Here is a 25,166-nt window from a genome sequence, read left to right as displayed (position 1 = left end):
ATGGACGGCGGGGACCGGCACCTTACATCTCCCAGCGCACGCTCACCGCGAACGTGCGCGGCAGGCCGGCGCCGGCGTTGGACCAGTACTTCCGGTTGGCCAGGTTCTCGACGCTGGCACGCAGGGTCACCGGATGGCCGGACGCCAGCAGGCGATAGCCGATGCCTGCATTCACCAGCGTGTAGTCAGGCAGCTTCAGGGTGTTGTCGGCGTCATACCAGACATCGCCGTAGTAGCGCACGGCGGCGTAGGTTTCCAAGCCGTCTACCCACGGCAGCTGGTAGGTGGCGTGCAGTACCCCGCTCCAGCGCGCAGCACCGGCGGTGCGGTTGCCTTCCTGTGCGGCGCTGCCCGGGGACAGCTTGTCGTAGGTCGGATCCAGCCAGGTGACGCCGCCGCCGACGGTCAGTGCATCGTTGAGGTGCAGGTCGGCACTGGCTTCAATGCCTTCGTACAGCGTGATGCCGTCCTGCACCAGGCGCTTGCCGGCCGGCGTGAGCTCATCGATGTTGGCACCACGTTCCAGCCGAAACGCGGCCACGTTCGCATTCCAACGCGCCGCTTCGACCTTGGCCCCGATCTCGTACTGCTTGCTGATGGTGGGATCAAGCACGTCACCGGCGTTGATGTAGCTGTTGCCTACGCGGCTGCCCGCTTCGAGCGACTCGATGTAGCTGGCGTAGAGGGTGACCGCCTCGCTGGGCTTGAACATCACGGCGTAGGTCGGGGTGACCGGGTAGGTGTGGTACCGCCCCTTGGTTTCGAAGTCGTTGTAGCGCCAGCCCGCCAGCACCGACCAGCCGCTGCCGAGGTTCACCGTATCGCTTGCGAACACCGCCTGCTGCACCGTCTCGTCGCCGCGGGTCATCACCCGCGAACCAACGGCGTCGTGGCGGATGGCATGGCGCTGGTACAGGTTGGCGCGGCCAATCAGGTTCCACTCGTAGGGGCGGTCCCAGCCCAGTCCGGTCTGGTGGCTGATGCCCGCCACCACCTGATGCTGAAGGGGGCCGGTGCGGAAGCTGCCCTGCAGCATCGCCTGGGCCAGCTTCCACTCGCTCTTGCCACCCAGTTCGTAGACGTTGACGTCGTAGTCGCCGTTGAGATCGTCGATGTAGGCGAAGATCTTGTTGACGTCATTCCACGAGGTGGTGACGCCGTAACTCAGGCTGGCTTTCCAGTCGCTGTTGATCTGCCAGTTCAAGCCGGTCGACAGCAGGCTGGAGCGTGTGTCGTAGTAGGTGCCGGGCACGCTGTTGTCGGTATCTCCGGCGATCGGCCGCGGCAACGAGGTCAGGCCACGGAAGTAGTACTGCGGTGATTCCTCGCGCAGGTCGCGCGACTGGAACACTCCGTCGAAGGTCCAGATGAGCGCATCGCTCAGGCGCGCGTCCAGCGACAGTGCGCCCACCTTGCGATCGACGTGTCCGCCATTGAAGGTCTCGCCTGTTTCCTGGAAGGCGTTGAAGCGGTAGCCGAACATCTGCTCGTTGCCGAAGCGGCCGCCAACGTCGATGCCGCCGCTGACGATGCCCTGTTCGCGCCAGCCCAGCTGGGCGGAGAAGGTGGGCGTGTCCGTCGGCTTCTTGGTGATGTAATTGACGATGCCGCCGGGGGTGCCGAAGCCATACAGGAATCCGCCCGGGCCTTTCAGCAGATCGACCTGTTCCATCACTTCCAGCGGCCATTCGGTGCCCCAGGAAGAGACCTGCAGGCCATTGACCCGGTAGCTGTCGTAGTTCAGCTCCAGACCGCGGTTGCGGATGGGCGAGCTCCAGCCACTGGCATAGGCGCTGACCTGGGTGCTGACCGAAGGGTCGAGCAGGAAGGCTTCGCCCAGCGAGACCACCTGGCGCTGCTCGATCTGCTCGCGGCCAACAGCGGTGATCGCGAACGGAGTGTCGCGCAGGGCGCGGTCGCCCAGTGCGCCAGCGTCGGTATGGGTGCGTTCGGCGGTGACCTTCACCGCATCCAGATCGGTGGCGTTACGGCTGACGGCCGGCGCTTCGGCATGGGCAGCGCAGGCGGCTGACAGGGCGATGGCCAGCAGGGCCAGACGGGGAGAACGGGAAGGCAGCATCGATGGTGGTCCTCGACGGACGGCCACAGGCCATCCGCCCACGGGTGGGGGAAGGGGCAGTGGCTGGGATCACGCAGGCTGGCCTGAGATGGCAGCGGGGCGCCGCGAAGGGGCGCAGGACCATGGCTGGATGAGAATTGTTCTCTTTTCGTTACCGTGCGTCAAACCCGGAGGTATGCGGACCAACGGTCCGCACCCACCATCCGTGCCCACGGTTCGTACCCACGGTCCGCACCCACGGTCCGTGCCCACGGTCCGTACCCACCATTCGCACCCACGGTAGTGCCGGCCGCTGGCCGGCAGATTGGCTGTACGGAGAACGCCGGCCAGCGGCCGGCGCTACCAGTAGATCCACGCCCTGCGTGGATGGGCCCTTCTACGCCCGTTGCGCGCGCTTGAGCAGCTTCGCTTCGCGCCTGCGTGCGCGACGTGCGCGCCAGCGCTCGGCCAGGCAGGAGAAGATCACGTACAGCGCCGGCGTGCTGAGCAGGGTCAGGCTCTGCGAGAACAGCAGGCCGCCGATCATCGCGATACCCAGCGGACGCCGCAGCTCGGACCCTTCGCCCAGGCCGATCGCCAGCGGCACAGCAGCCAGGATCGCCACCATCGTGGTCATCATGATCGGGCGGAAGCGCACGATGCTGGCCTCGCGTGCCGCTTCGCGCGGTGCCAGCCCATGTTCGCGCTGCGCCACCAGCGCGAAGTCGATCATCATGATCGCGTTCTTCTTGACGATGCCGATCAGCAGCACCAGCGCGATCATCGAGATCACCGACAGTTCGGTATTGGTGCCGAACAACGCCAGCAGCGCACCCACGCCCGCCGCCGGCAGCGTGGACAGGATGGTGACCGGGTGGATCAGGCTCTCGTACAGCATGCCCAGCACCAGGTACACGGTCAGGATCGCGGCAAACACCAGGATCAGCATGTCGCTGGGGTCGGAGTTGAAGCCGAAGCCGGCGTCATCAGCCAGGCGGATGTCGCCGGGCATGCGCATGCCGGCCACGGTCGCGTCGATGATCGCCTTGGCCTCGCCCATGCTCACGTTCGGCGCCAGGTTGTAGCTGAGGTCCATCGTCGTGTACTGGTTCTCATGGGTGATCTGCGAAGGCGCCAGTCCCGGCACCTGCTTGGCCACCGCCGTGAGCGGCACCATGTCGCCGTTGCGCGCACGCACATGCACCTCGTCCAGCGCCGCCGGAGTAGCGGTCTGCGAGGGCAGGGCGTTGACCACCACGCTGTACTGGTTGATGTCCGAATAGATGGTCGAGATCTGGCGCTGGCCGAACGCACCGTACAGAGCGCCGTCGATGGCGCCGACCGAAACACCCAGGCGGGCGGCCTTGGCACGGTCGATCTCGATGTTCTGGCGCAGCCCGGCATTGTCCACATCGGTGCCGACGTCGCGCAGCTTCGGGTTCTTCTTCAGCTCCGCCTGCAGCTTGGGCAGCCATTCCTGCAGTGACGCCAGGTCATTGCCCTGCAGCGAGATGCGGTACTGCGCACCCTGGCTGGAGCCACCGCCATCGTTGCTGGGCAGGTCCTGGATCGCGCGCAGGCGCAGCTGCAGGTCGGGGTAGCGGTCGGCCTTGGCGCTCAGTCGCGCCAGGGCATGTGCGGTGGTTTCGCGGCGGCCTTCCTTGCGTGATTTCAGCTCGACGTTGAACTGTGCGCTGGAGCCCTGGCGACCGCTGCCCAGGCGCACACCCACGGTCTTCACCGCCGGGTCGGCCATCAGCATGTCGGTGATGCGGCGCTGGCGGGCGACCATGTCCTCGAAGGAGACGGTGGCGCTGGAGTTGGCGCGGCCCCAGATCAGGCCGGTGTCCTGCGGCGGGAACGCGCCCTTCTTCACCGCGCCGAACAGGAAAACGGTGGCACCGATCAGCAGCAGCGGCGTCAGCGACAGCAGCAGCGCATGGCGCAGCGAGAAATCCAGGAACACGGTGTAGATGCGCAGCATGCGCTCGTGGCCGGCATCCAGCCAGCGGCCGAAGCGCGACGGCGGCGCGCTGTGGTCGTGGGCGCTGAGGAAGCGGCTGCACAGCGCCGGGGTCAGCGTCAGCGAGACGATCATCGAGACCACGATGGCCGCCACCAGGGTGACGGTGAACTCGCGGAAGAACGCGCCCATCATGCCGCTGGCGAACAGCAGCGGGATGAACACCGCCACCAGCGAGGCGGTGATCGAGACGATGGTGAAGCCGATCTCGCGCGCGCCGGTCAGCGCTGCCTGCATCCGCGGCATGCCTTCGTCGAGGTGGCGCATGATGTTCTCGATCACCACGATCGCATCGTCGACCACGAAGCCGATCGCGATCACCAGCGCCAGCAGGCTCAGGTTGTTCAGGGTGAAACCCATCACGTACATCACCAGCGCGGCACCGGCCAGCGACAGCGGCACGGTCACTGCGGCGATCAGCGTGGGTGCCAGCCGGCGCAGGAACAGCGCCATGGTCAGCACCACCATCGCCAGGCTGATCAGCAGAGTGATCTGTACTTCATGCAGCGACGAGCGGATGGTCGGCGTACGGTCGAAGTACGGCGTCATCGTGGTGCCCGGCTGCAGGTAGTCGCGCAGCGCGGGGATCTGTGCCTTGACCCGGTCCACGGTTTCGACGATGTTGGCGCCGGCGCGGGTGAACACGTACATCACCACCGCCGGTTTGTGGTCGAACCACGCCGCCTGGTAGGCGTCCTGCTGGCCGTCGTAGACGTTGGCGATGTCCTTCAACCGGATCACCCGGCCATCGCCCTGGGTCTTGACCACCAGGTCGGCGAAGTCGGCGGCGCGTGCCACCGAATCGTTGGCGATGATCGCGGTGGTGGTGTTGCCATCGCTGAGGAAGCCGGTGGGCGAGGTCACGTTGGCCGCACGCACCGCGTTGCGCAGGTCATCGGCGGTCAGGCCGAGTGCGTTCATCAGGCGCAGGTTGACGTCCACACGCACCGCCGGCGTCGAGGCACCGGCGATGTCGACCGAAGCAACACCGCTGATCTGGCGGATGCGCTGCGCCAGCAGCGAATCGGCGACGTTGTACAGCTCGTCGGCCGACTGCGTCTGCGAAGTCAGCGCGATGGCGATCACCGGGTCGTCGTTCGGGTTCGCCTTCTGGTACATCGGCGAGCCCATGCCCGAGGGCAGGTCGGCCTGCGCCGAATTGATCGCGGTCTGTACGTCCAGCGCGGCCGAATCGATGTTGTGGCCGCTCTGGAAGATCATGAACACCAGCGAGCTGCCTTCCGAGCTCGACGAGCGCATGCGGTCGATGCCCGGCAGCTGGCCGAGATGACGTTCCAGCGGCGCGGTGACCGTGGAGGCCATGGTTGCCGCATCGGCACCGGACTGGCTGGCGTGCACGAAGATCACCGGGATCTCGATGTTCGGCAGCGCCGACACGCCCAGCCGCAGGTAGCAGATCAGGCCGACCATGAACAGGCCGATGGCCAGCAGCGCGGTGCCGATCGGGCGGCGGATGAAGGGGCCGGACAGGTTCATCGTGCGGCCCCCCGCGGCAGCGGGGCGTGGATCATGCCTGCGGCTCCTGCAGCGAACCGTCGCGCAGTGCGCGCTGCTCGCGGCGGCGGGCCAGCCATTCGGAGAAGCGCTCCATATACAGGTAGATCACCGGCGTGGTGTACAGGGTGACCAGCTGCGACAGCAGCAGGCCGCCGACGATGGCGATGCCCAGCGGGCGGCGCAGTTCCGAACCGATGCCGGTGCCCAGTGCCAACGGCAGCGCGCCGAGCATGGCCGCGGCGGTGGTCATCATGATCGGGCGGAAGCGCAGCAGACAGGCGCGGCGGATCGCTTCATGCGCGTTGGCGCCGGCGCGGCGCGCCTCGATCGCGAAGTCCACCATCATGATGCCGTTCTTCTTGACGATGCCGATCAGCAGCACGATGCCGACGATGCCATCCACCGACAGGCTCAGCCCGCACAGCATCAGTGCCAGCAGCGCGCCGACACCGGCCGGCGGCAGCGTGGAGATGATCGTGATCGGGTGGATGTAGCTCTCATAGAGCACGCCCAGCACGATGTAGATCACCACCAGCGAGGCCAGCAGCAGCCACACCACATCGGTCTGGCTGCCGGTGAATTCGGCGGCCTTGCCGATGAATTCGGCATGCAGGTGTGCCGGCATGTCCAGGCTGTCCTTGGTCTCCTGGATCGCACGCACTGCTTCGGACAGCGAATAGCCCGGCGCCACGTTGAACGAGACCGTCACTGCCGGCAGCTGCTGCTGGTGGCTGACCACCAGCGGCGCACTGCTGACCTTGCCTTCGGCCAGCGCCGACAGCGGAATGATGTTGCCGGCGCCGACCGTGATGCCGGTGTTCTGCGCGCCGATGCCGGTGGCGGTGGACGAGTTGGACGATGTGACCTGGCCGAAGCTGGTGGCATTGGTGCCGGTCAGCGCGCCGGCGCCGTTGGAAGCCACGGCCAGCTGTTCCATCAGCGCGGTGCTGGTACGGAACTCCGGCGCCACTTCCAGCACAACCCGATACTGGTTGAGTTCGGTGAAGATGGTCGAGATCTGGCGCTGGCCGAACGCATCGTAGAGCGTGTCGTCGATGGTCTGCATCGGCACGCCCAGCACACTGGCCTTGTCGCGGTCGATGTTCAGTTCAAGCGCGCGGCCCTGGTTGGACAGGTTGTTGTCCACGTCGGCCAGTTCCGGGCGCTTGCGCAGCGCTTCGGTCAGGCGCGTGGCCTGCGTGGCCACTTCGGCGCTGTCCACGTCCGACAGCGAGTACTGGTATTCGGTGGCGGCCACGCGGGTATCGAGGGTCACGTCCTGCACCGGTTTCAGGTACAGGGCCACGCCCGGAATACCGGCTACCGCCTTCTGCAGGCGCGGCAGGATCTCATCCAGGCCATCACGCTGGCTGCGCTCCTTCAGCACGATCGACAGCTGGCCCTGGTTGAGCGTGGGGTTCATGCTGCCGGCACCGATGAACGCCGACACGCCGGTCACGTCCGGGTCCTGGCGCAGCGCTTCGGCAACCTGCCTTGTGCGCTGTTCCATCTGCGGGAAAGCGATGTTCTGGTCGGCCTGCACCACGCCGGTGATCAGGCCGGTGTCCTGTTCGGGCAGCAGGCCCTTGGGAATCAGCACGTACAGCAGCACGGTCAGCACCAGTGCGCCGCCGGCCACGGCCAGGGTCAGGCGCTGGTGGCCCAGCACCCAGTCCAGGCTGTACTCGTACAGGCCGACGGTGCGCGTCCACAGGTTCTGTTTGCCGGCCGCCGCTGCGCGCTCATGCGCATCCTCGCCCTCGGGCAGGGCGTCGGGCTTGAGCAGGTAGGCGCACATCATCGGGGTCAGCGTCAGCGAGATCAGCATCGACAGCACGACGGCGATGCTCAGCACCCACGCGAACTCGTGGAACAGGCGGCCGGTGACGCCGGGCATCAGCAGCAGCGGCAGGAACACCGCCACCAGCGAAACGGTCAGCGACAGCACGGTGAAGCCGATCTGGCGCGCACCGATTTCGGCCGCTTCCTTGCCACTCTTGCCCTGCTCGATGTAACGCACGATGTTCTCGATCATCACGATCGCATCGTCGACCACGAAGCCGGTGGCCACCACCAGCGCCATCAGCGAGAGGTTGTCCAGCGACATGCCGGCAAAGGCCATCACCGCGAAGGTGCCGGCCAGCGACAACGGCACCGCCACCGAGGGAATGATCGTGGCCCACAGGCGGCGCAGGAACACGAAGATCACCGCCACCACCAGGCCGATGGTCAGGATCAGGGTGAACTGCACCTCATGCACCGAGGCGCGGATGGTCTCCGTACGGTCGTTGAAGATCTCCAGGTGCACGTCGGCTGGCAGCACGCCCTGCAGCTGCGGCAGGATCGCGCGGATGCGCTCGACGGTCTGCACGATGTTGGCGCCGGGCTGGCGGCGCACTTCCAGCAGCACCGCCGGCTTGCCATCGGCCCAGGCGGCCAGCTGGTCGTTCTCCACGCCATCAACCACTTCGGCCACGTCGGACAAACGCACGGGACGTCCGTTCTTGTAGCTGATGATGGTGTCGCGGTACTCGGCGGCACTGGTGAGCTGGTCGTTGGTACCAATGCTGTAGGACTGGGTCTTGCCGTTCAGCGAACCCTTCGGCGCGTTGACGTTGGCCTGGGTCAGCGCGCTGCGCAGCTGTTCCAGGGTCAGGCCCATGTTCGACAGCTGGGCCGGATTGACCTGGATGCGCACGGCCGGGCGCACGTTGCCGGCGATCGAGACCAGGCCCACGCCCTGCACCTGCGACAGTCGCTGGGCCAGGATCGAGTCGGCGTAGTTGTTGACGTCGCGCAGCGGGCGCGTGTCAGAGGTCAGTTTCAGGGTGACGATGGCCGCGTCGGCCGGATTCACCCGGTTGTAGACCGGCTGGTAGGGCAGCGACGAGGGCAGGGTGGCCTGGCGGATCGCCGCCTGCACGTCCTGCGCGGCAATGTCGATGTTCCGGTCCATCGAGAACTGCAGGATGATCGTGGACAACCCGGCCGACGAGTCGGAGGTCATCAGCTCCAGCCCGGAGATCTGCCCGAACTGGCGCTCCAGCGGCGTGGTGACCAGCGAGGCCATGGTGGTGGCGTTGGCGCCGGGGTACTGGGTGGTGACCACCAGGCTGGGCGCATCGATTTCCGGCAGCGCCGACACCGGCAGCTTGCGGTAACCGAGGATGCCCAGCAGCAACAGGCCCGCCATCAGCAGCGAGGTGGCGATGGGGCGGCGGATGAAGATCGTCGAAAAGCCCACGGACTGATCCTTGCTGGCACTTCAATGTCGGCGCCGGCAGGCTTGCCGGCGCGAGGGAGGTCGGTAGCCTGCGCTCAGCGCGGGCCGCCGCCACGACGGCCACCGCCGCCGTTCTTCTGCTCGGCGGCCTTCAGCTCGGCTTCGGTCGGCACCGCCGGGGTTTCGCCCGGCTTCAGCGCGGTGACCTTGCTGCCCGGCTTCAAGCGGAACTGGCCTTCACTGACCACCCGCTCGCCGCCCTTCAGACCCTCGGCGATCTGCACCTGGCTGTCACCCACTTCCACGCCGCTGCGCACGGTCTGCATCTTCACCGTGTTGTCGCCCTGCACCACATAGACGTACTCGCCGTCCGGGCCACGCAGTACGGCCTGGGTCGGAATGACCACGCCACCGGCAATCGTGCGCAGCTGCATGCGCACGTTGACGAACTGGCCCGGCCACAGGCCGTTGTCGGTGTTGTCGAAGATCGCGCGCGCCTTGAACGTGCCGCTGTCGGCACTGATCAGGTTGTCGACCACGTCAAGCTTGCCGTCGCCGGACAGCACGTGCGAATCGGCGCGGTCCAGTGCCGCGACGGGTACCGCACCGGCGGCCTGCGCCTGGCGCACATCGCCGAGCTGGCGCTCGGGCAGGTTGAACAGCACGTGGATCGGATGGATCTGGGTCAGCGTGACCAGCGCGGTGCCGGCGTTGACCACGTTGCCGGCGTCGACCGCGCGGATGCCGGCGATGCCGGTGATCGGCGCGGTGACCTTGGTGTACTGCAGCTGCACCTGCGCCGAGCGCATGCTGGCCTCGTTCGCCGCGACTGCGCTTTCGTACTGTGCCACTTGGTTTCGCTGTGTATCCAGATCGGTCTTGGCGACGAACTGGCGATACTCCGGCGCGTTCGAGCGCTGGTAGTTGGAACGCGCGGTGGCCAGCAGCGCCTCGTTCTGGCGCTTGGAGGCCACGGCCTGGTCATAGCTGGCCTGGGCGGTGCGCGGGTCGATCACCGCCAGCACATCGCCCTTCTTCACTTCCTGGCCTTCGCGGAAATTCAGGCTCATCAGCTGGCCGCCAACCTGCGGGCTGACGGTGACGGTGTTCATTGCGGTCACCGTACCCAGCGCGCTGGCATAGACCGGCACGTCCTGGCGTGCCGCATCCACCACGGTCACCGGCACCGGGCCGGCATCCGGGTCTTCGCCACCCTGGCGCGCTCCCGCTGCCGGCTTTCCAGCCTTGTCCTTGCCCCCGCCGATGACGCGCAGGCCGACCACGGCCAGCACCAGAACCGCCACGACCAGCAGCACGATCTTCCAAACACGTGACATTACGAGGACTCCAAGAGGGCTGGACGGGGCGCGGCCCCGGTTGGCAATGCGCAAAGCATACCTGTGCCACATCACGTTTCCTGCATGACGGATGGGACGGGCGCTAAGACCGGATCCGGCCGCGGAGGTTCCCGTGGCGGCGGTGTTGCCCTACATTCAGCTGGACCCCTCTTGCTGTGGAGATTGCGATGCGCCGTTCGCTGCTGCTGTCCGCCCTGCTGCTGGCCCTGCCGGCCGTTGCCCACGCCCAGGACGGGCAACGCCCCGAAGTGACCGCCGCTGCCCAGCGCCTGCAGGCCAAGGTGGTTGAATGGCGCCGCGACTTCCATCAGCACCCGGAACTGTCCAACCGCGAGGCGCGCACCTCGGCCGAGGTCGCCAAGCGCCTGCGTGCGATGGGCTTGAAGCCGAAGACTGGCATCGCCCACCACGGCGTGGTGGCGATCATCGAAGGCGGCAAGCCCGGCCCGAAGATCGCGCTGCGTGCGGACATGGACGCGCTGCCGGTAGCCGAACAGACCGGGCTGCCGTTCGCCTCCAAGGCCACCGACCAGTACCGCGGCCAGACCGTGGGCGTGATGCATGCCTGCGGCCATGACGCGCACACCGCCACCCTGCTGGGCGTGGCCGAAGCGCTGGTGTCGATGAAGAAGGACCTGCCGGGCCAGGTGATGCTGATCTTCCAGCCGGCCGAGGAAGGCGCACCGCCGCCGGAAGAGGGCGGTGCCGCGCTGATGCTGAAGGAAGGCCTGTTCGCCGACTTCAAGCCGGAGGCGGTGTTTGGACTGCATGTGTTCTCCAGCGTGCAGGCCGGCCAGATCGCCGTGCGCGGTGGCCCATTGATGGCTGCCTCGGATCGTTTCGGGATCAAGGTGATCGGTCGCCAGACGCATGGCTCCGCGCCGTGGAACGGTGTCGACCCGATCGTGGCCACCGCTGATCTGGTCGGCACCGCGCAGACCATCGTCAGCCGCCGCGCCAACCTGTCCAAGCAACCGGCGGTGCTGACCTTCGGTGCGATCAACGGGGGCATCCGTTACAACATCATTCCCGATGAAGTGGAGATGGTCGGCACCATCCGCACCTTCGACGAGGGCATGCGCCAGCAGATCTTCGCCGATCTGCGCAACGTGGCCGAACACACCGCCGCCGCGCACGGGGCAAAGGCGGTCACCGACATCTACGAATCAGAAGGCAACCCGGCCACGGTGAACGACCCGGCGCTGACCGCGAAGATGCTGCCGAGCCTGCAGGCGGTGGTGGGCAAGGACAACGTGTACGAGCCACCGCTGCAGATGGGTGCGGAGGATTTCTCGCTGTACGCGAAGGAAGTGCCGGGGATGTTCTTCTTCGTCGGTTCGACCAGCGTGGGCATCGACCCGGCGACGGCGCCGGCGAATCATTCACCGAAGTTCCTGCTGGATGAGAAGGCGCTGGATGTGGGACTGCGCGCGCTGCTGCAGGTGAGCCTGGATTACTTGAACGGTGCCGGCACTCCTGCGGGGTGAGGGTTTCCGGCAGGGCTTGCAGCCCTGCACCCGCAGAGGCCAAGGCAACAGCCGGAGCAACGGCAGAAGCCGGCTATCTGTGGGTTGGCGGGGCGGGTCCGGTGGCAGGGGACGGCGCAAGTACGTCCCTGTAGCCTCGGTCGCCGCATCCATGCGGCTCACGCCCCTGCCACCGGACCCACCCCGCCTTCGACAGTTTCCCGCGATCTGTCGGAACGGCGCTCTGCTTTGGTAGGTGTCGACCTTGGTCGACACGGGCAGACATCGAGAATGTCTGAAGGATCAGCTTTTGATTTTGATTTTCTGATCTTTTCCGTGGTGGATCGGCGGCAGAAATGTGTCCGGGGGCCGGGCGGGTGGGGATGGCGGGGTATCCGCGCCATGGATGGCGCGGCTAAGCCTCCAGGGACGGATTCACGGCGTCCCCGGCCAGCCCCACCCGCCCGGCCCGCATCCGGGAGTCGGGGCTTCCCGCGACCCACCCACCACGGAGGGGCTCCGCCGTTGGCCGACCCGGCCGAAGGCCCGCCCTCCGCGCGATACAATGACCCCCATGAACACCCCACAGGATTCCAGCCTCGGTCGCGAGGTCAGTTACCCGTCGCAGTACGATCCCGGCCTGCTGTTCCCCATTCCCCGCAGCGGTGCCCGCGCCGAGATCGGCCTCGATGACGCCGCGCTGCCGTTCGTCGGCCACGACCGCTGGCATGCCTTCGAGCTGAGCTGGCTCGACACGCGTGGCAAGCCGCAGGTCGCCGTCGCCACCGTGCAGGTGCCGTGCACCTCGCCGCGGCTGATCGAATCGAAGTCGTTCAAGCTGTACCTGAATTCCCTCAACAGCACCCGTATCGACAGCGCCGAGGCACTGCGCGCGCGCATCGTCGACGACCTGTCTGCCTGCGCCGGTGCGCCGGTCCAGATCGAGTTCGGCCTGCCGGGCCTGCGTGAGACGCCGCTCGGTGAATCCATCGACGGGCTGGACGTGGAGATCGACTGCTACGGCCCGCCGCAGGCGGACTTTCTGACTGCCGACGCGGGCGAGGTGGTGGAGGAGACCCTGGTCTCGTCGCTGCTGAAGTCCAACTGCCCGGTCACCGGCCAGCCGGACTGGGCCACGGTCAGCCTGCGTTACCGTGGGCCGAAGATCGACCGCGCGGGCCTGCTGCGCTACCTGGTCAGCTACCGCGAGCACGCCGAGTTCCACGAGCAGTGCGTTGAGCGGATCTTCAGCGAGGTGTCTGCGCGCTGCCAGCCGCAGTGGCTGGAAGTGGAGGCGCGCTACACCCGCCGTGGTGGCCTGGATATCAATCCCTGGCGTGCCAGCCCCGGCATTGCCGCCCCGGCCGCGACCTACCGCGAACTGCGGCAATAACCGCCGCAGCCGGTTACGGGTAGTGCCGGCCGCTGGCCGGCAACCGCAGGGAACCCGCATCCAGGGCCAGGGCAAGCCGGCCAGCGGCCGGCACTACCGGGCACCGTCTCTCCCGATTGTTCAGCCGCCCCCGGGGGCGGCTTCACATCTGCACCATCCCCATTTAACAACCGCCATGGCAACGTGCGAACCACGTAGTCATGCAGACGGGAGTTGTGGATGAGTACCGAGAAGAAAGCCGATTTCTCCGGCGTCAGTGGCAGCGTCGACAGTACCGCCGAGCAGGTGCCGAAGGCGGACTTCTCTGGCGTCAGCGCTTCGGTGGACAGCACCGCAGACGTCGTCAGCGGCGGCACCTACACCGTGCAGAAGGGTGACTCGTTGTCGAAGATCGCCAAGCAGCATCTGGGCGACGCCAATGCCTGGAAGAAGATCTTCGAAGCCAATCGCGATGTGCTTGACGACCCGGACAAGATCTTCCCGGGCCAGACCCTGAAACTGCCGCCGAAGTAAACGGCGATCGAACGCCGTCCGACAATCCCTGGGAGGAACCCCGAATGATCAAGACCACCCCGCTCCAGACCGCCCTGATTGCCGCCCTGCTGGGCAGCGTTGCCCTGGTCGGTTGCAAGAAGAAAGAAGAGTCGACCGACAGCAACGCCGCCCCGGCAGCGACCGCTCCGGCCGAACCGGCAGCACCGGCGCCGATGACCGGCGCACCGCCGCCGATGGCAGAAGCCGCTGCCGTCAGCGTCTCGGCCGTCACCGTCGGCAAGACCGCAGCCGCCGACAAGTCGGTTGCAACGACGGCATTGTTCGCACCGAAGGATGACGTCATCGTCTCGGTCAAGACCGACGGTGCCGCCAACAACGTCACCGTTGGCGCGAAGCTGACCTACCAGGACGGCCAGGTGGCCGGCGAACAGAACGCCACCCTGAACACCAGCGGTGCGGAAACCACCAACGTCACCTTCAAGAATGCAAAGGGCTGGCCGGCCGGCAAGTACCGCGCCGAAGTCACCGTCGATGGCAAGGCGGCCGGAACGCCGCAGGAGTTCGAGGTCAAGTAAGTCCTGCCGACTCTCTCCCGGCAGGGCTCACGATGGACGCAGCCGCGAGGCTGCGTCCTTTTTCGTTGGGCGACGGTTGGCGCTATCCACGCATGGCGTGGATCTACTGACAACCGGGCCGTGCTTCATCCACGCCGTGCGTGGATGGATCACAGCGTTGCCGGCATGCAGTACCGCCGCGTATGGCACGGCTTTGCCCCGCGCGGCTGAAAACGCGACAATGCAGGGGTTTCCCCGCCGCGCGCCCACCCTGACGGCGGCGGGGGAAGTGACACGGTTGCACGTGGCCCGGCGCTGGCGCCGGCCTTCCCCTGAGCATTGCTACAGAGTCCAAGTCCCCCATGTCCAAGATCCTCTACACGCTGACCGACGAAGCACCGTTCCTGGCCACCCAGTCGCTGCTGCCGATCGTCGACGCCTATACCTCCACTGCCGGCATCGCGGTGGAAACCCGCGACATCTCGCTGTCCGGCCGCATCCTGTCGCTGTTCCCGGAACTGCTGAGCGACGCGCAGAAGGTCAGCGACGACCTGGCCGAGCTGGGCCAGCTGGCGACCACCCCGGACGCCAACATCATCAAGCTGCCGAACATCTCCGCTTCGGTGCCGCAGCTGAAGGCGGCCATCAAGGAACTGCAGGACCAGGGCTATCCGCTGCCGGATTACCCGGAAACCCCGGCTGACGACCAGCAGCGCGACTACAAGGCGCGCTACGACAAGGTCAAGGGCAGCGCGGTGAACCCGGTGCTGCGCGAAGGCAACTCCGACCGCCGCGCACCGCTGTCGGTGAAGAACTATGCGCGCAAGCACCCGCACCGCATGGGCGCCTGGGCCTCGGATTCGAAGTCGCACGTCGCGCACATGGCTGCCGGTGATTTCTACGGCAGCGAAAAGTCGGCCACCCTGGCCAACGCCGGTTCGCTGAAGATCACCTTCCACGGCAAGGACGGCAGCACCGTCGTGCTGAAGGAAAAGACCGCGGTGAAGGCCGGCGAGATCGTCGACGCCGCCGTCATGAGCCGCAAGGCACTGGCCGCCTTCATCGGCGAGCAGATCGCCGATGCCAAGGCCCAGGGCGTGCTGTTCTCGCTGCACCTGAAGGCGACCATGATGAAGGTCTCCGACCCGATCATGTTCGGCGTGGCGGTCAACGAGTTCTACAAGGACGTGCTGGCCAAGCACGCCGACGCGCTGAAGCAGGCCGGTTTCGATGCGAACAACGGCATCGGTGACCTGGCCGCACGCCTGCCGTCGCTGCCGGAAGCCACCCGCGCTGCGATCGAAGCCGACCTCGCCGCCGAGTACGCACAGCGTCCGGGCGTGGCCATGGTCAACTCGGACAAGGGCATCACCAACCTGCACGTGCCGAGCGACGTGATCGTCGACGCCTCGATGCCGGCGATGATCCGCGACTCCGGCAAGATGTGGAACGCCGAAGGCAAGCTGCAGGACACCAAGGCGGTCATTCCGGATCGTTGCTACGCCGGTGTGTACCAGGCCGTCATCGACGACTGCAAGGCGCACGGCGCCTTCGACCCGGCCACCATGGGTTCGGTGCCGAACGTCGGCCTGATGGCGCAGAAGGCCGAAGAGTACGGCTCGCACGACAAGACCTTCCAGATCGCTGCCGATGGCGTGGTCAAGGTCACTGACGATGCCGGCACCGTGGTGTTCGAGCACGCCGTGGAAGCCGGTGACATCTGGCGCATGTGCCAGACCAAGGACGCGCCGATCCAGGACTGGGTCAAGCTGGCCGTCGAACGCGCCCGCCTGAGCAGCACCCCGGCCGTGTTCTGGCTCGATGCCGCCCGCGCCCACGACGCGCAGGTCATCGCCAAGGTCGAGCAGTACCTGAAGAACCACGACACCAGCGGCCTGGATATCCGCATCCTGCCGCCAGTGGACGCCACCGCGTTCTCGCTGGACCGCATCCGCAAGGGCGAGGACACCATCTCGGTGACCGGCAACGTGCTGCGCGACTACCTGACCGACCTGTTCCCGATCATGGAGCTGGGCACCAGCGCCAAGATGCTGTCGATCGTGCCGCTGATGGCCGGTGGCGGCCTGTTCGAGACCGGCGCCGGTGGTTCGGCCCCGAAGCACGTGCAGCAGTTCGTCGAAGAGGACTACCTGCGCTGGGATTCGCTGGGTGAGTTCCTGGCCCTGGCCGCGTCGCTGGAACACCTGGGCAACCGCTACGACAACGCCGCAGCCCGCGTGCTGGCCAAGGCGCTGGACGAAGCCAACGGCCAGTTCCTGGACAACGACAAGTCGCCGTCGCGCAAGCTGGGTGGCATCGACAACCGTGGCAGCCACTTCTACATCGCGCTGTACTGGGCGCAGGCGCTGGCCGCACAGGACGAAGATGCCGCACTGAAGGCACGCTTCGCCCCGCTGGCCAAGGCGCTGACCGACAACGAGCAGAAGATCGTTGACGAGCTGATCGCGGTACAGGGCAAGGCCGTGGACATCGGCGGCTACTACCGCCCGGACGTGGCCAAGGCCAGCAAGGCGATGCGCCCGAGCGCGACCTTCAACGCCGCGCTGGAGCAGCTGCGCGGCTGATCCATCGCCATTCTGTCGTGACACCGGAACCCGCGCTTCGGCGCGGGTTTCTTTTTGGCTCTGGGGTCAGATCCCTTTTGCCATGCAAAAGGGATCTGACCCCAGGCGATGAAACCGCGACTTCCGTCGGCTGTCGGAATGCCGTCAAAGGGGCATGAAACTTGCCCACGATGGCCGTCGCAGAACCGATATGAGCGGATCTGCAGCCGCCCTCGATCTGAGCAGTCGATCACGACGGCTGCCGCTGGCGATGCCCTAGCCTTGGCGACGCGAGGCCACCGGGGAGGTGGCCGCACGGGGAACACGGATGGCACGCGTGCTGGTAGTGGGAACCGACATCCAGGGCGAGCAGGCCCTGCTGCAGCGGCTGCGCGTGGCATCGGCCCTGCCGGACGGCCAGATCCGCCGCAGCCAGGACCTGGATGATTGCGATCTGCTGGTCATCCGCGATACGCCGGCGCTGCGCAACGCGGCCCAGCGCATGCGTCAGCAGCGTCCGCGACTGCAGTGCTGGATCGAAGACCTGGGCGGCCAGCTGCGTGACGGTGATGGGCACCAGGACGTGCTTGACGATGGTGCCATCGGCCGCGCGCTGCGCCGCATGCAGTTGGCACCGGAGCCCATGGCCATGCACGCACCCGCACCGATCCGTCTGGCCGATGGTGCACACGCCATCACCCGCCTGCTGCGCGAGCGGCTGCCGCTGCGACAGGGGCAGGCACTGTTGAGTGATGCGGGCGAGCCTCTGCTGCTGATGGATCTGGAGCACGACCAGGCCGTGCTGCTGCAGGAACCGGCTGCGGCGCTGGTGGAGCGTCTGGCCGATGCCTTCGAACGCCTGCAACTGGATGCGCTGACACCCGCACGCCTGCAGGCGCTGGCCGGTGAGCGGCCACGCCAGCCACTGCGACCGCTGCTGTGGCAGTGGGCACAGCGCAGCCGCCATTGGCAGGCATTGGACGAACGCCTGCGTGGCGCTTCAGTGAAGCTGCTGCGCTGGCCGGACTTCCGCGTACTGGGCCACGACCATGATGGCTTCCGCCTGTGTTCGCTGCTGCTCAAGCGCGCGTGCACGGTTGACGAGTGCGTGATGCTGCTTGAGTTGCCGGCTGCGGCGGTACGCGATTTCATCCATGCCGCCTACCTGTGCGGCTACGCGCAGCTGCAGACTGCACCGGCGACGCCGCTGATGGCGACAGGTGGCACCCGCACCGACAACGGCCTGCTTGCCCGCCTGTGGCGGCACCTGCGCGGGAGCGAACGCAATGCGTGAGCACAAGGTGGTGGTGCTGGGCGGCATGGGCAGCGGCAAGTCGACCCTGGTACGCAGCATCGCGGCTGGCGCGGTGGTCGACACGGATGTGGCCAACAGTGATCGCCTCGGCGCCGACAAGGCCTCCACCACCGTAGCGCTGGACTACGCAGACATCGACCTGCCCAATGGCGAACGCCTGCGGTTGTACGGAACACCCGGCCAGCAGCGTTTCGATTTCCTGTGGCCGATCCTGCTGCAGGGCGCGCGTGGCGCGGTGCTGCTGCTGGATGCGCGTCGTGCCGGGCTGGCCAGCGAGCTGGAGGACTACCTGCAGGTGCTGCAGCCGTTCGCATCATCCTTGGCACTGGTGGTGGCGGTCACCCACCTGGACCAGGCACCGCAGGCCGCACTGGATGACTGGGCCGCCCGTGCCAGCCTTGACGACCAACCACTGCCGCTGCTGGCGGTGGATGCCCGCGACCGCGAACAGGGACTGTTGCTGATGGATGTACTGATGAGCGAAATGGAAGCGCACGCACTGGTGGCGGCGCATGGCTGACGGGCAGATGGCGGTACTGCCCGATGCCGGTCAGCGTGAGCGCCTGCAGCCGCTGCTGCAGGACCTGCAGCAGCGCGTGGAAGGCGTGCGCACGGTGGTGCTGGCCAGTGTCGATGGCTTCGCCCTGGTCAGTGCCGGGGCCGAAGGGCGCGGTGAGCGGCTGGCGGCGATGACCAGCGCGATGCTGGCGCTGGCCGCGGCGGTTGGCCGCGAACTGCTGCTGGGCGATCTGCAGACGCTGATGCTGGAGGCCGCGGGCGGCAAGGTGCTGATGCTGGCGATTCAGGCCGAAGGGCGCGCACCGCTGCTGCTGATGGCGGCCTGCGACCAGCGCAGCGTGATCGGCCAGGTGCTGTGGCAGAGCAGGGAATGTGGCCAGGCGATCCTGGCCGAACTCGGCGGATCGTGAGCCCGGCCGCAGGGGAACGAGGGGCTCGAACCAACATCGACAAGGGGTGCGACGTGGCTGGATTGAATGAATCGTTGAACGCACTGATGGGCATCGACGGCGCGCAGGCAGTGGCGCTGGTCGACTACGAAAGCGGCATGCTGCTGGGCGAAGCCGGTGCCGGCATGGACATGGAAGTGGCCGCCGCCGGCAACACTGAAGTGATCCGCGCCAAGATGAAGACCGCCGCGTCGCTGAACCTCAACGACAGCATCGAGGACATCCTGATCTCGCTGGGCAAGGCGTACCACATCATGCGCCCGGTGGCGAAGAAGAAGGGCCTGTTCTTCTACATCGTGCTGGACCGGACCAAATCCAACCTGGCGCTGGCGCGGCGCAAGGTGCAGGACGTAGAGGCCGAACTGGCGATCTGAGCCGGTAGTGCCGGCCACTGGCCGGCATCTGCATGGATCCATCGGCGGTCCAGGGGCTGCCGGCCAGCGGCCGGCACTACCTCTGCGCTCGACGGCATCACACACGCCAGCGTATGGTGAAGCCGGTCCTCCCGGATGAGCCCTGCATGTCCACGCCTGACATCGTTGCCGAGCTGGCGCCGCGTATCGCCGGTGCCATCCGCGATGGTTTCGAGCAGTACCATGCCCGCTTCGCGGCGATCACCGCGCGGGCGCGGCAGCGCTTCGAGCAGCGGGATTGGGCTGGTGCGCGACAGGATGCGGTCGAGCGCATCGCCCTGTACGACCTGTGCATCGCCGAGCAGATGGATGCGTTGCGCCGCCTCGCCGGTGACGCGATCGGCGAGCGTGCGCTGTGGCTGCAGGTGCACGCGCAGTACAGCGGGCTGCTGCAGGGCCTGATCGACGCCGAGCTGTACAAGACCTTCTACAACACGCTGTCGCGGCGCCTGTTCGCTACCCGCGGCGTGGACCCGGCGCTGGAATTCATTGCTTTCGACGTCGAGCCCTCCGATGCAATCACCCATCCGGTCGCGCGGCATACCTACGCGGTCTCGCCGACGCGGCCGGTGGAGGCCCTGCAACGCGTGCTGGCCGACTACCGCTTCGACATCCCCTATGCGCACCAGCTGCGTTGTGCGGCGGCCATCGCCGTGCGCCTGCAGGACGATCTCGCCCATTGGGGGGACACGCCGGTACGCAGCATCGAACTGCTCGACACGGTGTTCTACCGCGAGCGCCGCGCTTACCTGGTTGGCCGCGTGTTCGGCGAGCATCGCTTTTCGCCATGCGTGATTGCCCTGGTCAACGATGCGCGCGGCCTGCGTGCCGATGCGGTGCTGACCCGGCGCCGTGATGTCGCCCATCTGTTTGGCGTGTCGCGCAGCTACTTCCAGGCTGACCTGGGCACCGTGGGCGACGCGGTGGTGTTCCTGCGCAGCCTGCTGCCGGGCAAGCCGATCGACGAGATCTACACGGTGCTGGGACGTGCCAAGCAGGGCAAGACCGAGCGCTACCGAACCTTCTTCCGACACTTCAACGAGCATCCGCAGGAACGGCTGGTGCATGCCGAAGGCACGCCGGGCATGGTCATGGCGGTGTTCACCCTGCCCAGTTATCCATTGGTGTTCAAGCTGATCCGTGACCGTTTCGCCTGGCCCAAGGCAATGTCGCGGCAGCAGGTGGAAGAGAAGTACGCGCTGGTGTTCAATCTCGATCGTGTCGGCCGCCTGCTTGATGCGCAGCCTTATCGCCACCTGCGTTTCCCGCGCGAGCGCTTCGCGCCGGCCCTGCTGGAAGAGCTGCTGCAGCAGTGCGCGCAGAGCGTACGTGTCGATGGCGACGAGGTCGAAGTCGCACTGTGCTATGTGCAACGTCGTTTCCGTCCTTTGAATCTGTACCTGCGCGAGCAGTCCGGCGAGGCGGTGCGTGCGGCGGTGCTCGACTACGCGCAGGCGATCACCGACATGGCGCGCAACAACATCTTCCCCGGCGACATGCTGCCGAAGAACTTCGGTGTGTCACGGCACGGCCGGGCCGTGTTCTATGACTATGACGAGCTGTGCCTGGTCAGCGACTGCGTGTTCCGCGCCTGGCCGCAGCCACGCACGCCGGAGGAAGCGATGGCCGACGAGCCGTGGTTCCATGTCGGCCCGCGCGACGTGTTTCCCGAGCGCTTCGGTCCGTTCATGGGCCTGCCTGCTGCGGAGCTGGCAGCCGTGCGCGAGCACTACCGGCACCTGTTCGACCCGGGCTGGTGGCAGGGCCTGCAGGAACGCTTCGCCCGGGGTGATTATCCGGACACGCCGCCCTACGCAGGCGCACACCGGCTGGCGTGAACCGGCTGTCATCGCGGCTGGGACTGGGATAGGCTCGCCGTTCATCACCAAGGATCCGGCAATGATGCGTTCCCCACTGTTTCTCGCCCTCGCGCTGGCCGTAGGTGCCGGCGCCCCCCTGCTTGCAGGCGATGCAACTGCGCAGACCGCACGTGCTGTACGTGCGACTGCGGAAATGAGCATGGTGCTGTCCGGTCATATCGAGGTCACGCCGGAGGGCGCGGTCCGTTCGCTGGTGCTGGACCAGAAAGCCATGGTGGCCCCGAGCATCGCCTCCTTCGTGGAAGGCACCATCGGTGGCTGGCGCTTCGAGCCCACGCTGCGCGATGGCCAGGCGGTGGCCACGCGGGCCCCTTTGCGCGTTCGCCTGCGCGGCAAGGCTGCGGCCGATGGCGGTTATGAAATCAGCATGACCAGTGTCGACTTCAGCGAGTACGATCCGAAGGCTACCGATTCGGTGACCCAGCTGCACATGACGCCGCCGCGCTACCCGGAAGCGGCCTACCGTAACGGTGGCCAGGGTGAGGTGCTGCTGTTGGTCAAGGTGGCCCGTGACGGAACAGTGGCCGATGTGGCCGCCGAGCAGGTGAACATGGCCGTGGTCGCACCTGAGCGGACCCTGGCCAAGATGCGTGACATCCTGGCCAGAGCCAGTGTCAGCACCGCCCGCACGTGGACCTTCAAGCCGCCGACCACCGGCGAGGACAGCACCCGGGACAGCTGGACGGTTCGCATCCCGGTGAACTTCGCCCTGAACAACGATCCCAATGCAGTGGCGGAACGCTATGGCCGCTGGCGCGCCTTCATTCCGGGGCCGCGGCAGACCGTCCCGTGGCGCGAGGCGGACCCGGTCGAGCAGGTCGGCAGCGATCTGCTGCCGGAAGGCGGCGTCTACATGGTGGACGGCGCCAAGCGCGGCCTGCGCCTGCTGACCCCGCTGGCGCAGGGCTGAGACCCGCTGCGGAGCCGGGCAGCCCGGCTCCGCGTCAGTCCGCGTACGGGTAGACCACCACCCGGTTGCGGCCCTGTTCCTTGGCCATGTACAGCGCCTTGTCGGCCAGCCGCAGCGCCTGTTCTGCGTCGACATGGAAGCTGGGGAAGTGGGCCACGCCCAGCGATACGGTGATGGTGCCGACCGGTTCGAACGGATGGTCGGCGATGTGCTGGCGCAGGCGTTCACCGGCCTGGCGGGCCGATTCAGTACTGATGCCCGGCAGCAGCAGCAGGAATTCCTCGCCGCCGGCGCGGCAGAGGATGTCGCTGTCGCGCGAGTAGCGGCGCATCTGGTCGGCGATGTGGACGATGGCGTTGTCGCCGACGTCATGCCCGTAACTGTCGTTGATCGACTTGAAGCGATCGATGTCCAGCGCCAGGATCGCGAACGGAATGCCCTGCACCTGCAGCGCATCCAGCGCCTGCTGCAGCCCGCGGCGGTTGAGCAGGCCGGTCAGCGGGTCGGTGCGGCTGGCACGGTTGAGCGTGCCGATACGATCCTGCAGCGCATTGAAGCTGTGCAGCACCGCCTGTTTGAGCTGGGCGACCTCGAAGTACCAGGCGCGGATGCCGCTGACGTGGTTGATCGCGTTGCCGGTGTCCTCGCCGCCCTGCACGTTGCGCGCCAGCTGCCACAGCGGCATCGAAATGCGGCGCGCGAACCACCAGGTGACCAGCAGCGACAGCAGGCCGAGTGGAATCGCATTCCAGATCACTGCGGTCATCAACCGCGACAGCGGCTGCAGGGTGGCCTCGGTCGGGCGCTGCGCGATGATGCCCCAGCCGGTGGCCGCCACCGGTGCATAGCCGGCCAGCATCGACACGCCGCGGTTGTTGCGTACCTGCTGTGCGCCCCGTTCTCCGCGCACCACGGCCTTCACCGCCGGGTTGCCGACCACGTAGTCACCCACCCGCTTGCCATCGGCGTGGTACAGCAGGCGGCCATTGCGGTCCACCACGTACAGGTAGGAACCGTCGCGGTAGTAGTGCTTGCCCAGCAGCGTGTGCAGTGCACTGCGCTGGCGCAGGTACAGGGTGCCGCTGACATAGCCGCGATAGCGGCCCTGGCGGTCGAAGATCGGGTGCGACAGCGACACTAGCAGCTTGCCGGTGGCCGATTGGTAGGGATCGCTGATCATCGGCTGGCGCGCCGCCAGTGCCGCATTGTTGCCGACACTGTGCAGCACCTCACCCTGCAGCTGCAGGGTCTGCGGCGAGGTGGCGATCACCAGGCCGTCGGCGTCCACCACCAGTGAGGAGTTGAAGCTGCTGGACTGCAGCTGCAGGCGGCTGGCTTCATCCTGGGCCTGCTTCGGATCAAGGTCGTCCTCGCCCAGGCGGGTCGCGGCATAGGCCAGCTGCTGCTGCGCGGCCAGCAGGAAGTTCTGGGTGGTCTCGGCCAGCTTGGTGGCGTAGACGCGGTTGGCTTCCAGGGTATTGCCGACCAGCTGGTCGCGCTGCACCCGGTAGCTGGCCAGCAGGGTGTTGGCCAGCGCGATGATGGCGCTGAGCAGGGCCAGGGCGAGGATCAGCTTGCCCAGGTTGAGGCGGGGCGAAATCAGGCGCATGCGGAGCAACGTGGGAGGAGGGTGCGCAGCGCGGGCGGGTGCGGGGCTGCATTATCGCCACAAACCGGGTTGCAGCGGGTGAAGCGCGCAGCGGTCCGGCCTGCTGCTGGGCCAGCGTGCCTGCTGCTCGGACGGAATGTCGGCACGGGTCGGAAAATCGACGTCGAACACGTCGTGATTGAGCATCGCGCGCCATCGCGCGTGCTGCGCTTCTGGCAGATTACGCAGCCAGGCAACCCACGGTGCCAGCGCGTTCATCGGCGAATCCGCCCGCGCCGACGCTTGGCAAGCAGCGCGGGCCCACAAACAAGGATGATCATGCGCCGTTTGCTCCAGAACGTCAGGCTGCAGCCGTTCGCCTCCACCATCGATGTTTCATTCGTCAGCGAAGCGCGTGCGCTGCTGGAACTTGTGCGGCACCGTGCGTATCCGCAGGCCTCGGCGCAGATGGCGGATGTCCACGAAGGCGATCAGGTGGACTTCTATGCCTATGTTGGCAAGCAGGTGGAGGCACCGGCGCTGGCTGCACAGTGGCGTGCCAGCGAGCCTGATTCCACCGATGCCGCGCTGCTGCTTGCCTTCGCCGAACTCGGCGAAGGCTGGCGCCTGCGTGGCGAAACCTATTTCCATGACATTCCCGAAGCACGCAAGCGCGCCTTCCCGCTGAAGTTCCAGGCCGCGCAGCGGCTGTTCCGGGAACTGGCCGACCGTGCGGATGCACCACCACTGGCGATCTACGGCCTGCTGCACTGTGACGTGGTATGCGGTATCGAGCGTGACGCACGCAGCGACCGATTTGCGCAGGTGATGGCGCTGGCGCCGTTCCATGCGCCTTCGGTCTACATGATGGCCAAGGCCAGCATGGAAAAGTGGAGCGGCAGCGACGAGGAGATGTGGGCGTACCTGCACTGGATCGGCGAACACGCGCCGCGTGGCCGCGATGCCCATGCGGCGATCGCCTCGCATGTTGTGGAGTGGACCCACCCGTGGATGGACGAGTGCAATGCTCCGCTGGAGATCGTCGGGGTGGTACGCGCAGCCAACGTGCCTGGCCTGGCCGATCTGGTGCGCACCGCGCTGCTGGACTGGCTGGATGTGGAACCCGCGGGGCTGGAGCCGGCGTTGGCCGCCTGCACGTCCTCGCGCCAACGCCGTCTTCGTGCCGAATTCGCCCTGGCCCTCTACTTTGCCGGCGCCTGGGAAGAGGCGCGCCTGGTGATGAGGGCGCAGGGAGGGCAGGTGCCGGTGGAACCGTGGTGCTACCTGGCCTATCGCGGCAGCGGCATCCTCAGCGAAATGCTGGGTGGCACGTTGCGCTGTGCCGGCCTGGCGCACGACCGTATCTGCCGTGACCTCGGCCTGGATCCCCGCGAGGTCTGTCGGTAGATCCACGCCGCGCGCGGATGAAGTGTCCCGGA

General features: G+C 66.9%; 18 protein-coding genes. 12 read left to right on the top strand and 6 right to left on the bottom strand.

All coding sequences use genetic code 11. The features are described 5' to 3' along the window. Positions 1-22: 22 nt before the first annotated feature. The 4 genes from MG068_RS19135 to MG068_RS19120 all read right to left on the bottom strand — a co-directional run bounded on the left by MG068_RS19135 (position 23) and on the right by MG068_RS19120 (position 10,160). Positions 23-2,080 carry a TonB-dependent siderophore receptor gene (locus tag MG068_RS19135; RefSeq protein WP_132810903.1) on the bottom strand — a complete coding sequence of 686 codons (2,058 nt, stop codon included), beginning with the start codon at positions 2,078-2,080 and terminating at the stop codon, positions 23-25. A 376-nt stretch (positions 2,081-2,456) separates the two neighbouring features. Next, on the bottom strand, positions 2,457-5,579 hold the full coding sequence (locus MG068_RS19130; protein WP_107431331.1) for an efflux RND transporter permease subunit: 3,123 nt from the start codon (positions 5,577-5,579) through the stop codon (positions 2,457-2,459). Positions 5,580-5,610: 31 nt separating this feature from the next. Then, entirely contained in the window at positions 5,611-8,844 is a 3,234-nt protein-coding gene (locus MG068_RS19125) for an efflux RND transporter permease subunit (RefSeq protein WP_132810902.1), read from the bottom strand. 74 nt (positions 8,845-8,918) lie between these two features. Further along, complete coding sequence (locus MG068_RS19120; protein WP_132810901.1) at positions 8,919-10,160, bottom strand: efflux RND transporter periplasmic adaptor subunit; 1,242 nt, start codon at positions 10,158-10,160, stop codon at positions 8,919-8,921. A gap of 188 nt (positions 10,161-10,348) precedes the next feature. On the opposite strand from MG068_RS19120, the gene MG068_RS19115 reads away from it, so the two are divergent. From MG068_RS19115 to MG068_RS19065, 11 genes are all read left to right on the top strand, one after another. Further along, complete coding sequence (locus tag MG068_RS19115) at positions 10,349-11,668, top strand: M20 family metallopeptidase (protein WP_132810900.1); 1,320 nt, start codon at positions 10,349-10,351, stop codon at positions 11,666-11,668. Between the two features lie 553 nt (positions 11,669-12,221). Next, positions 12,222-13,040, top strand: coding sequence for an NADPH-dependent 7-cyano-7-deazaguanine reductase QueF (gene queF / locus MG068_RS19110; protein ID WP_132810899.1), 819 nt, complete (start codon positions 12,222-12,224; stop codon positions 13,038-13,040). A gap of 219 nt (positions 13,041-13,259) precedes the next feature. Beyond that, positions 13,260-13,553 carry a LysM peptidoglycan-binding domain-containing protein gene (locus MG068_RS19105; RefSeq protein ID WP_005419771.1) on the top strand — a complete coding sequence of 98 codons (294 nt, stop codon included), beginning with the start codon at positions 13,260-13,262 and terminating at the stop codon, positions 13,551-13,553. Between the two features lie 44 nt (positions 13,554-13,597). Then, positions 13,598-14,110 carry a hypothetical protein gene (locus tag MG068_RS19100; protein ID WP_032130280.1) on the top strand — a complete coding sequence of 171 codons (513 nt, stop codon included), beginning with the start codon at positions 13,598-13,600 and terminating at the stop codon, positions 14,108-14,110. 341 nt (positions 14,111-14,451) lie between these two features. Next, entirely contained in the window at positions 14,452-16,674 is a 2,223-nt protein-coding gene (locus MG068_RS19095) for an NADP-dependent isocitrate dehydrogenase (protein WP_132810898.1), read from the top strand. A 307-nt stretch (positions 16,675-16,981) separates the two neighbouring features. Next, a complete protein-coding gene (locus MG068_RS19090) occupies positions 16,982-17,947 on the top strand; it encodes a hypothetical protein (RefSeq protein WP_132810897.1) in 966 nt (321 codons plus the stop codon). Further along, positions 17,940-18,488, top strand: coding sequence for a GTP-binding protein (locus MG068_RS19085; protein WP_132810896.1), 549 nt, complete (start codon positions 17,940-17,942; stop codon positions 18,486-18,488). Before MG068_RS19090 ends, MG068_RS19085 begins: the two co-directional genes overlap by 8 nt. After that, positions 18,481-18,897 (top strand): roadblock/LC7 domain-containing protein, encoded by a 417-nt coding sequence (locus MG068_RS19080; protein ID WP_049401646.1) that lies wholly within the window; start codon positions 18,481-18,483, stop codon positions 18,895-18,897. Before MG068_RS19085 ends, MG068_RS19080 begins: the two co-directional genes overlap by 8 nt. A 53-nt stretch (positions 18,898-18,950) precedes the next feature. Then, positions 18,951-19,310: a hypothetical protein gene (locus MG068_RS19075; protein ID WP_005419760.1), complete on the top strand. Its 360-nt coding sequence runs from the start codon at positions 18,951-18,953 to the stop codon at positions 19,308-19,310. Between the two features lie 146 nt (positions 19,311-19,456). Beyond that, a complete protein-coding gene (gene aceK / locus MG068_RS19070) occupies positions 19,457-21,187 on the top strand; it encodes a bifunctional isocitrate dehydrogenase kinase/phosphatase (RefSeq protein WP_071229347.1) in 1,731 nt (576 codons plus the stop codon). Positions 21,188-21,248: 61 nt separating this feature from the next. Beyond that, positions 21,249-22,139 carry an energy transducer TonB gene (locus MG068_RS19065; protein WP_032130286.1) on the top strand — a complete coding sequence of 297 codons (891 nt, stop codon included), beginning with the start codon at positions 21,249-21,251 and terminating at the stop codon, positions 22,137-22,139. Between the two features lie 34 nt (positions 22,140-22,173). Here MG068_RS19065 and MG068_RS19060 read toward each other — a convergent pair whose 3' ends face one another. Both MG068_RS19060 and MG068_RS19055 read right to left on the bottom strand, forming a co-directional pair. Next, positions 22,174-23,748, bottom strand: coding sequence for a sensor domain-containing diguanylate cyclase (locus MG068_RS19060; protein WP_132810895.1), 1,575 nt, complete (start codon positions 23,746-23,748; stop codon positions 22,174-22,176). A gap of 51 nt (positions 23,749-23,799) precedes the next feature. Next, a complete protein-coding gene (locus MG068_RS19055) occupies positions 23,800-24,006 on the bottom strand; it encodes a hypothetical protein (protein WP_132810894.1) in 207 nt (68 codons plus the stop codon). A 60-nt stretch (positions 24,007-24,066) separates the two neighbouring features. On the opposite strand from MG068_RS19055, the gene MG068_RS19050 reads away from it, so the two are divergent. After that, a complete protein-coding gene (locus MG068_RS19050; protein WP_132810893.1) occupies positions 24,067-25,134 on the top strand; it encodes a hypothetical protein in 1,068 nt (355 codons plus the stop codon). The last annotated feature ends 32 nt before the right edge of the window (positions 25,135-25,166 follow it).

This window comes from Stenotrophomonas sp. ASS1, assembly GCF_004346925.1.
Lineage (GTDB): Bacteria > Pseudomonadota > Gammaproteobacteria > Xanthomonadales > Xanthomonadaceae > Stenotrophomonas > Stenotrophomonas maltophilia_A.
This window is presented reverse-complemented; position numbering and strand designations above follow the sequence as displayed.

Excerpts from the sequence above, each read along its gene's own strand:
- MG068_RS19065 (WP_032130286.1), top strand. The coding sequence starts at position 21,249 with ATGATGCGTTCCCCACTGTTTCTCGCCCTCGCGCTGGCCGTAGGTGCC.
- MG068_RS19115 (WP_132810900.1), top strand. The coding sequence starts at position 10,349 with ATGCGCCGTTCGCTGCTGCTGTCCGCCCTGCTGCTGGCCCTGCCGGCC.
- aceK (WP_071229347.1), top strand. The coding sequence starts at position 19,457 with ATGTCCACGCCTGACATCGTTGCCGAGCTGGCGCCGCGTATCGCCGGT.
- MG068_RS19050 (WP_132810893.1), top strand. The coding sequence starts at position 24,067 with ATGCGCCGTTTGCTCCAGAACGTCAGGCTGCAGCCGTTCGCCTCCACC.
- MG068_RS19095 (WP_132810898.1), top strand. The coding sequence starts at position 14,452 with ATGTCCAAGATCCTCTACACGCTGACCGACGAAGCACCGTTCCTGGCC.
- MG068_RS19100 (WP_032130280.1), top strand. The coding sequence starts at position 13,598 with ATGATCAAGACCACCCCGCTCCAGACCGCCCTGATTGCCGCCCTGCTG.
- MG068_RS19105 (WP_005419771.1), top strand. The coding sequence starts at position 13,260 with ATGAGTACCGAGAAGAAAGCCGATTTCTCCGGCGTCAGTGGCAGCGTC.
- MG068_RS19060 (WP_132810895.1), bottom strand. The coding sequence starts at position 23,748 with ATGCGCCTGATTTCGCCCCGCCTCAACCTGGGCAAGCTGATCCTCGCC.
- MG068_RS19085 (WP_132810896.1), top strand. The coding sequence starts at position 17,940 with ATGCGTGAGCACAAGGTGGTGGTGCTGGGCGGCATGGGCAGCGGCAAG.
- MG068_RS19130 (WP_107431331.1), bottom strand. The coding sequence starts at position 5,579 with ATGAACCTGTCCGGCCCCTTCATCCGCCGCCCGATCGGCACCGCGCTG.
- queF (WP_132810899.1), top strand. The coding sequence starts at position 12,222 with ATGAACACCCCACAGGATTCCAGCCTCGGTCGCGAGGTCAGTTACCCG.
- MG068_RS19135 (WP_132810903.1), bottom strand. The coding sequence starts at position 2,080 with ATGCTGCCTTCCCGTTCTCCCCGTCTGGCCCTGCTGGCCATCGCCCTG.
- MG068_RS19090 (WP_132810897.1), top strand. The coding sequence starts at position 16,982 with ATGGCACGCGTGCTGGTAGTGGGAACCGACATCCAGGGCGAGCAGGCC.
- MG068_RS19080 (WP_049401646.1), top strand. The coding sequence starts at position 18,481 with ATGGCTGACGGGCAGATGGCGGTACTGCCCGATGCCGGTCAGCGTGAG.
- MG068_RS19055 (WP_132810894.1), bottom strand. The coding sequence starts at position 24,006 with ATGAACGCGCTGGCACCGTGGGTTGCCTGGCTGCGTAATCTGCCAGAA.
- MG068_RS19120 (WP_132810901.1), bottom strand. The coding sequence starts at position 10,160 with ATGTCACGTGTTTGGAAGATCGTGCTGCTGGTCGTGGCGGTTCTGGTG.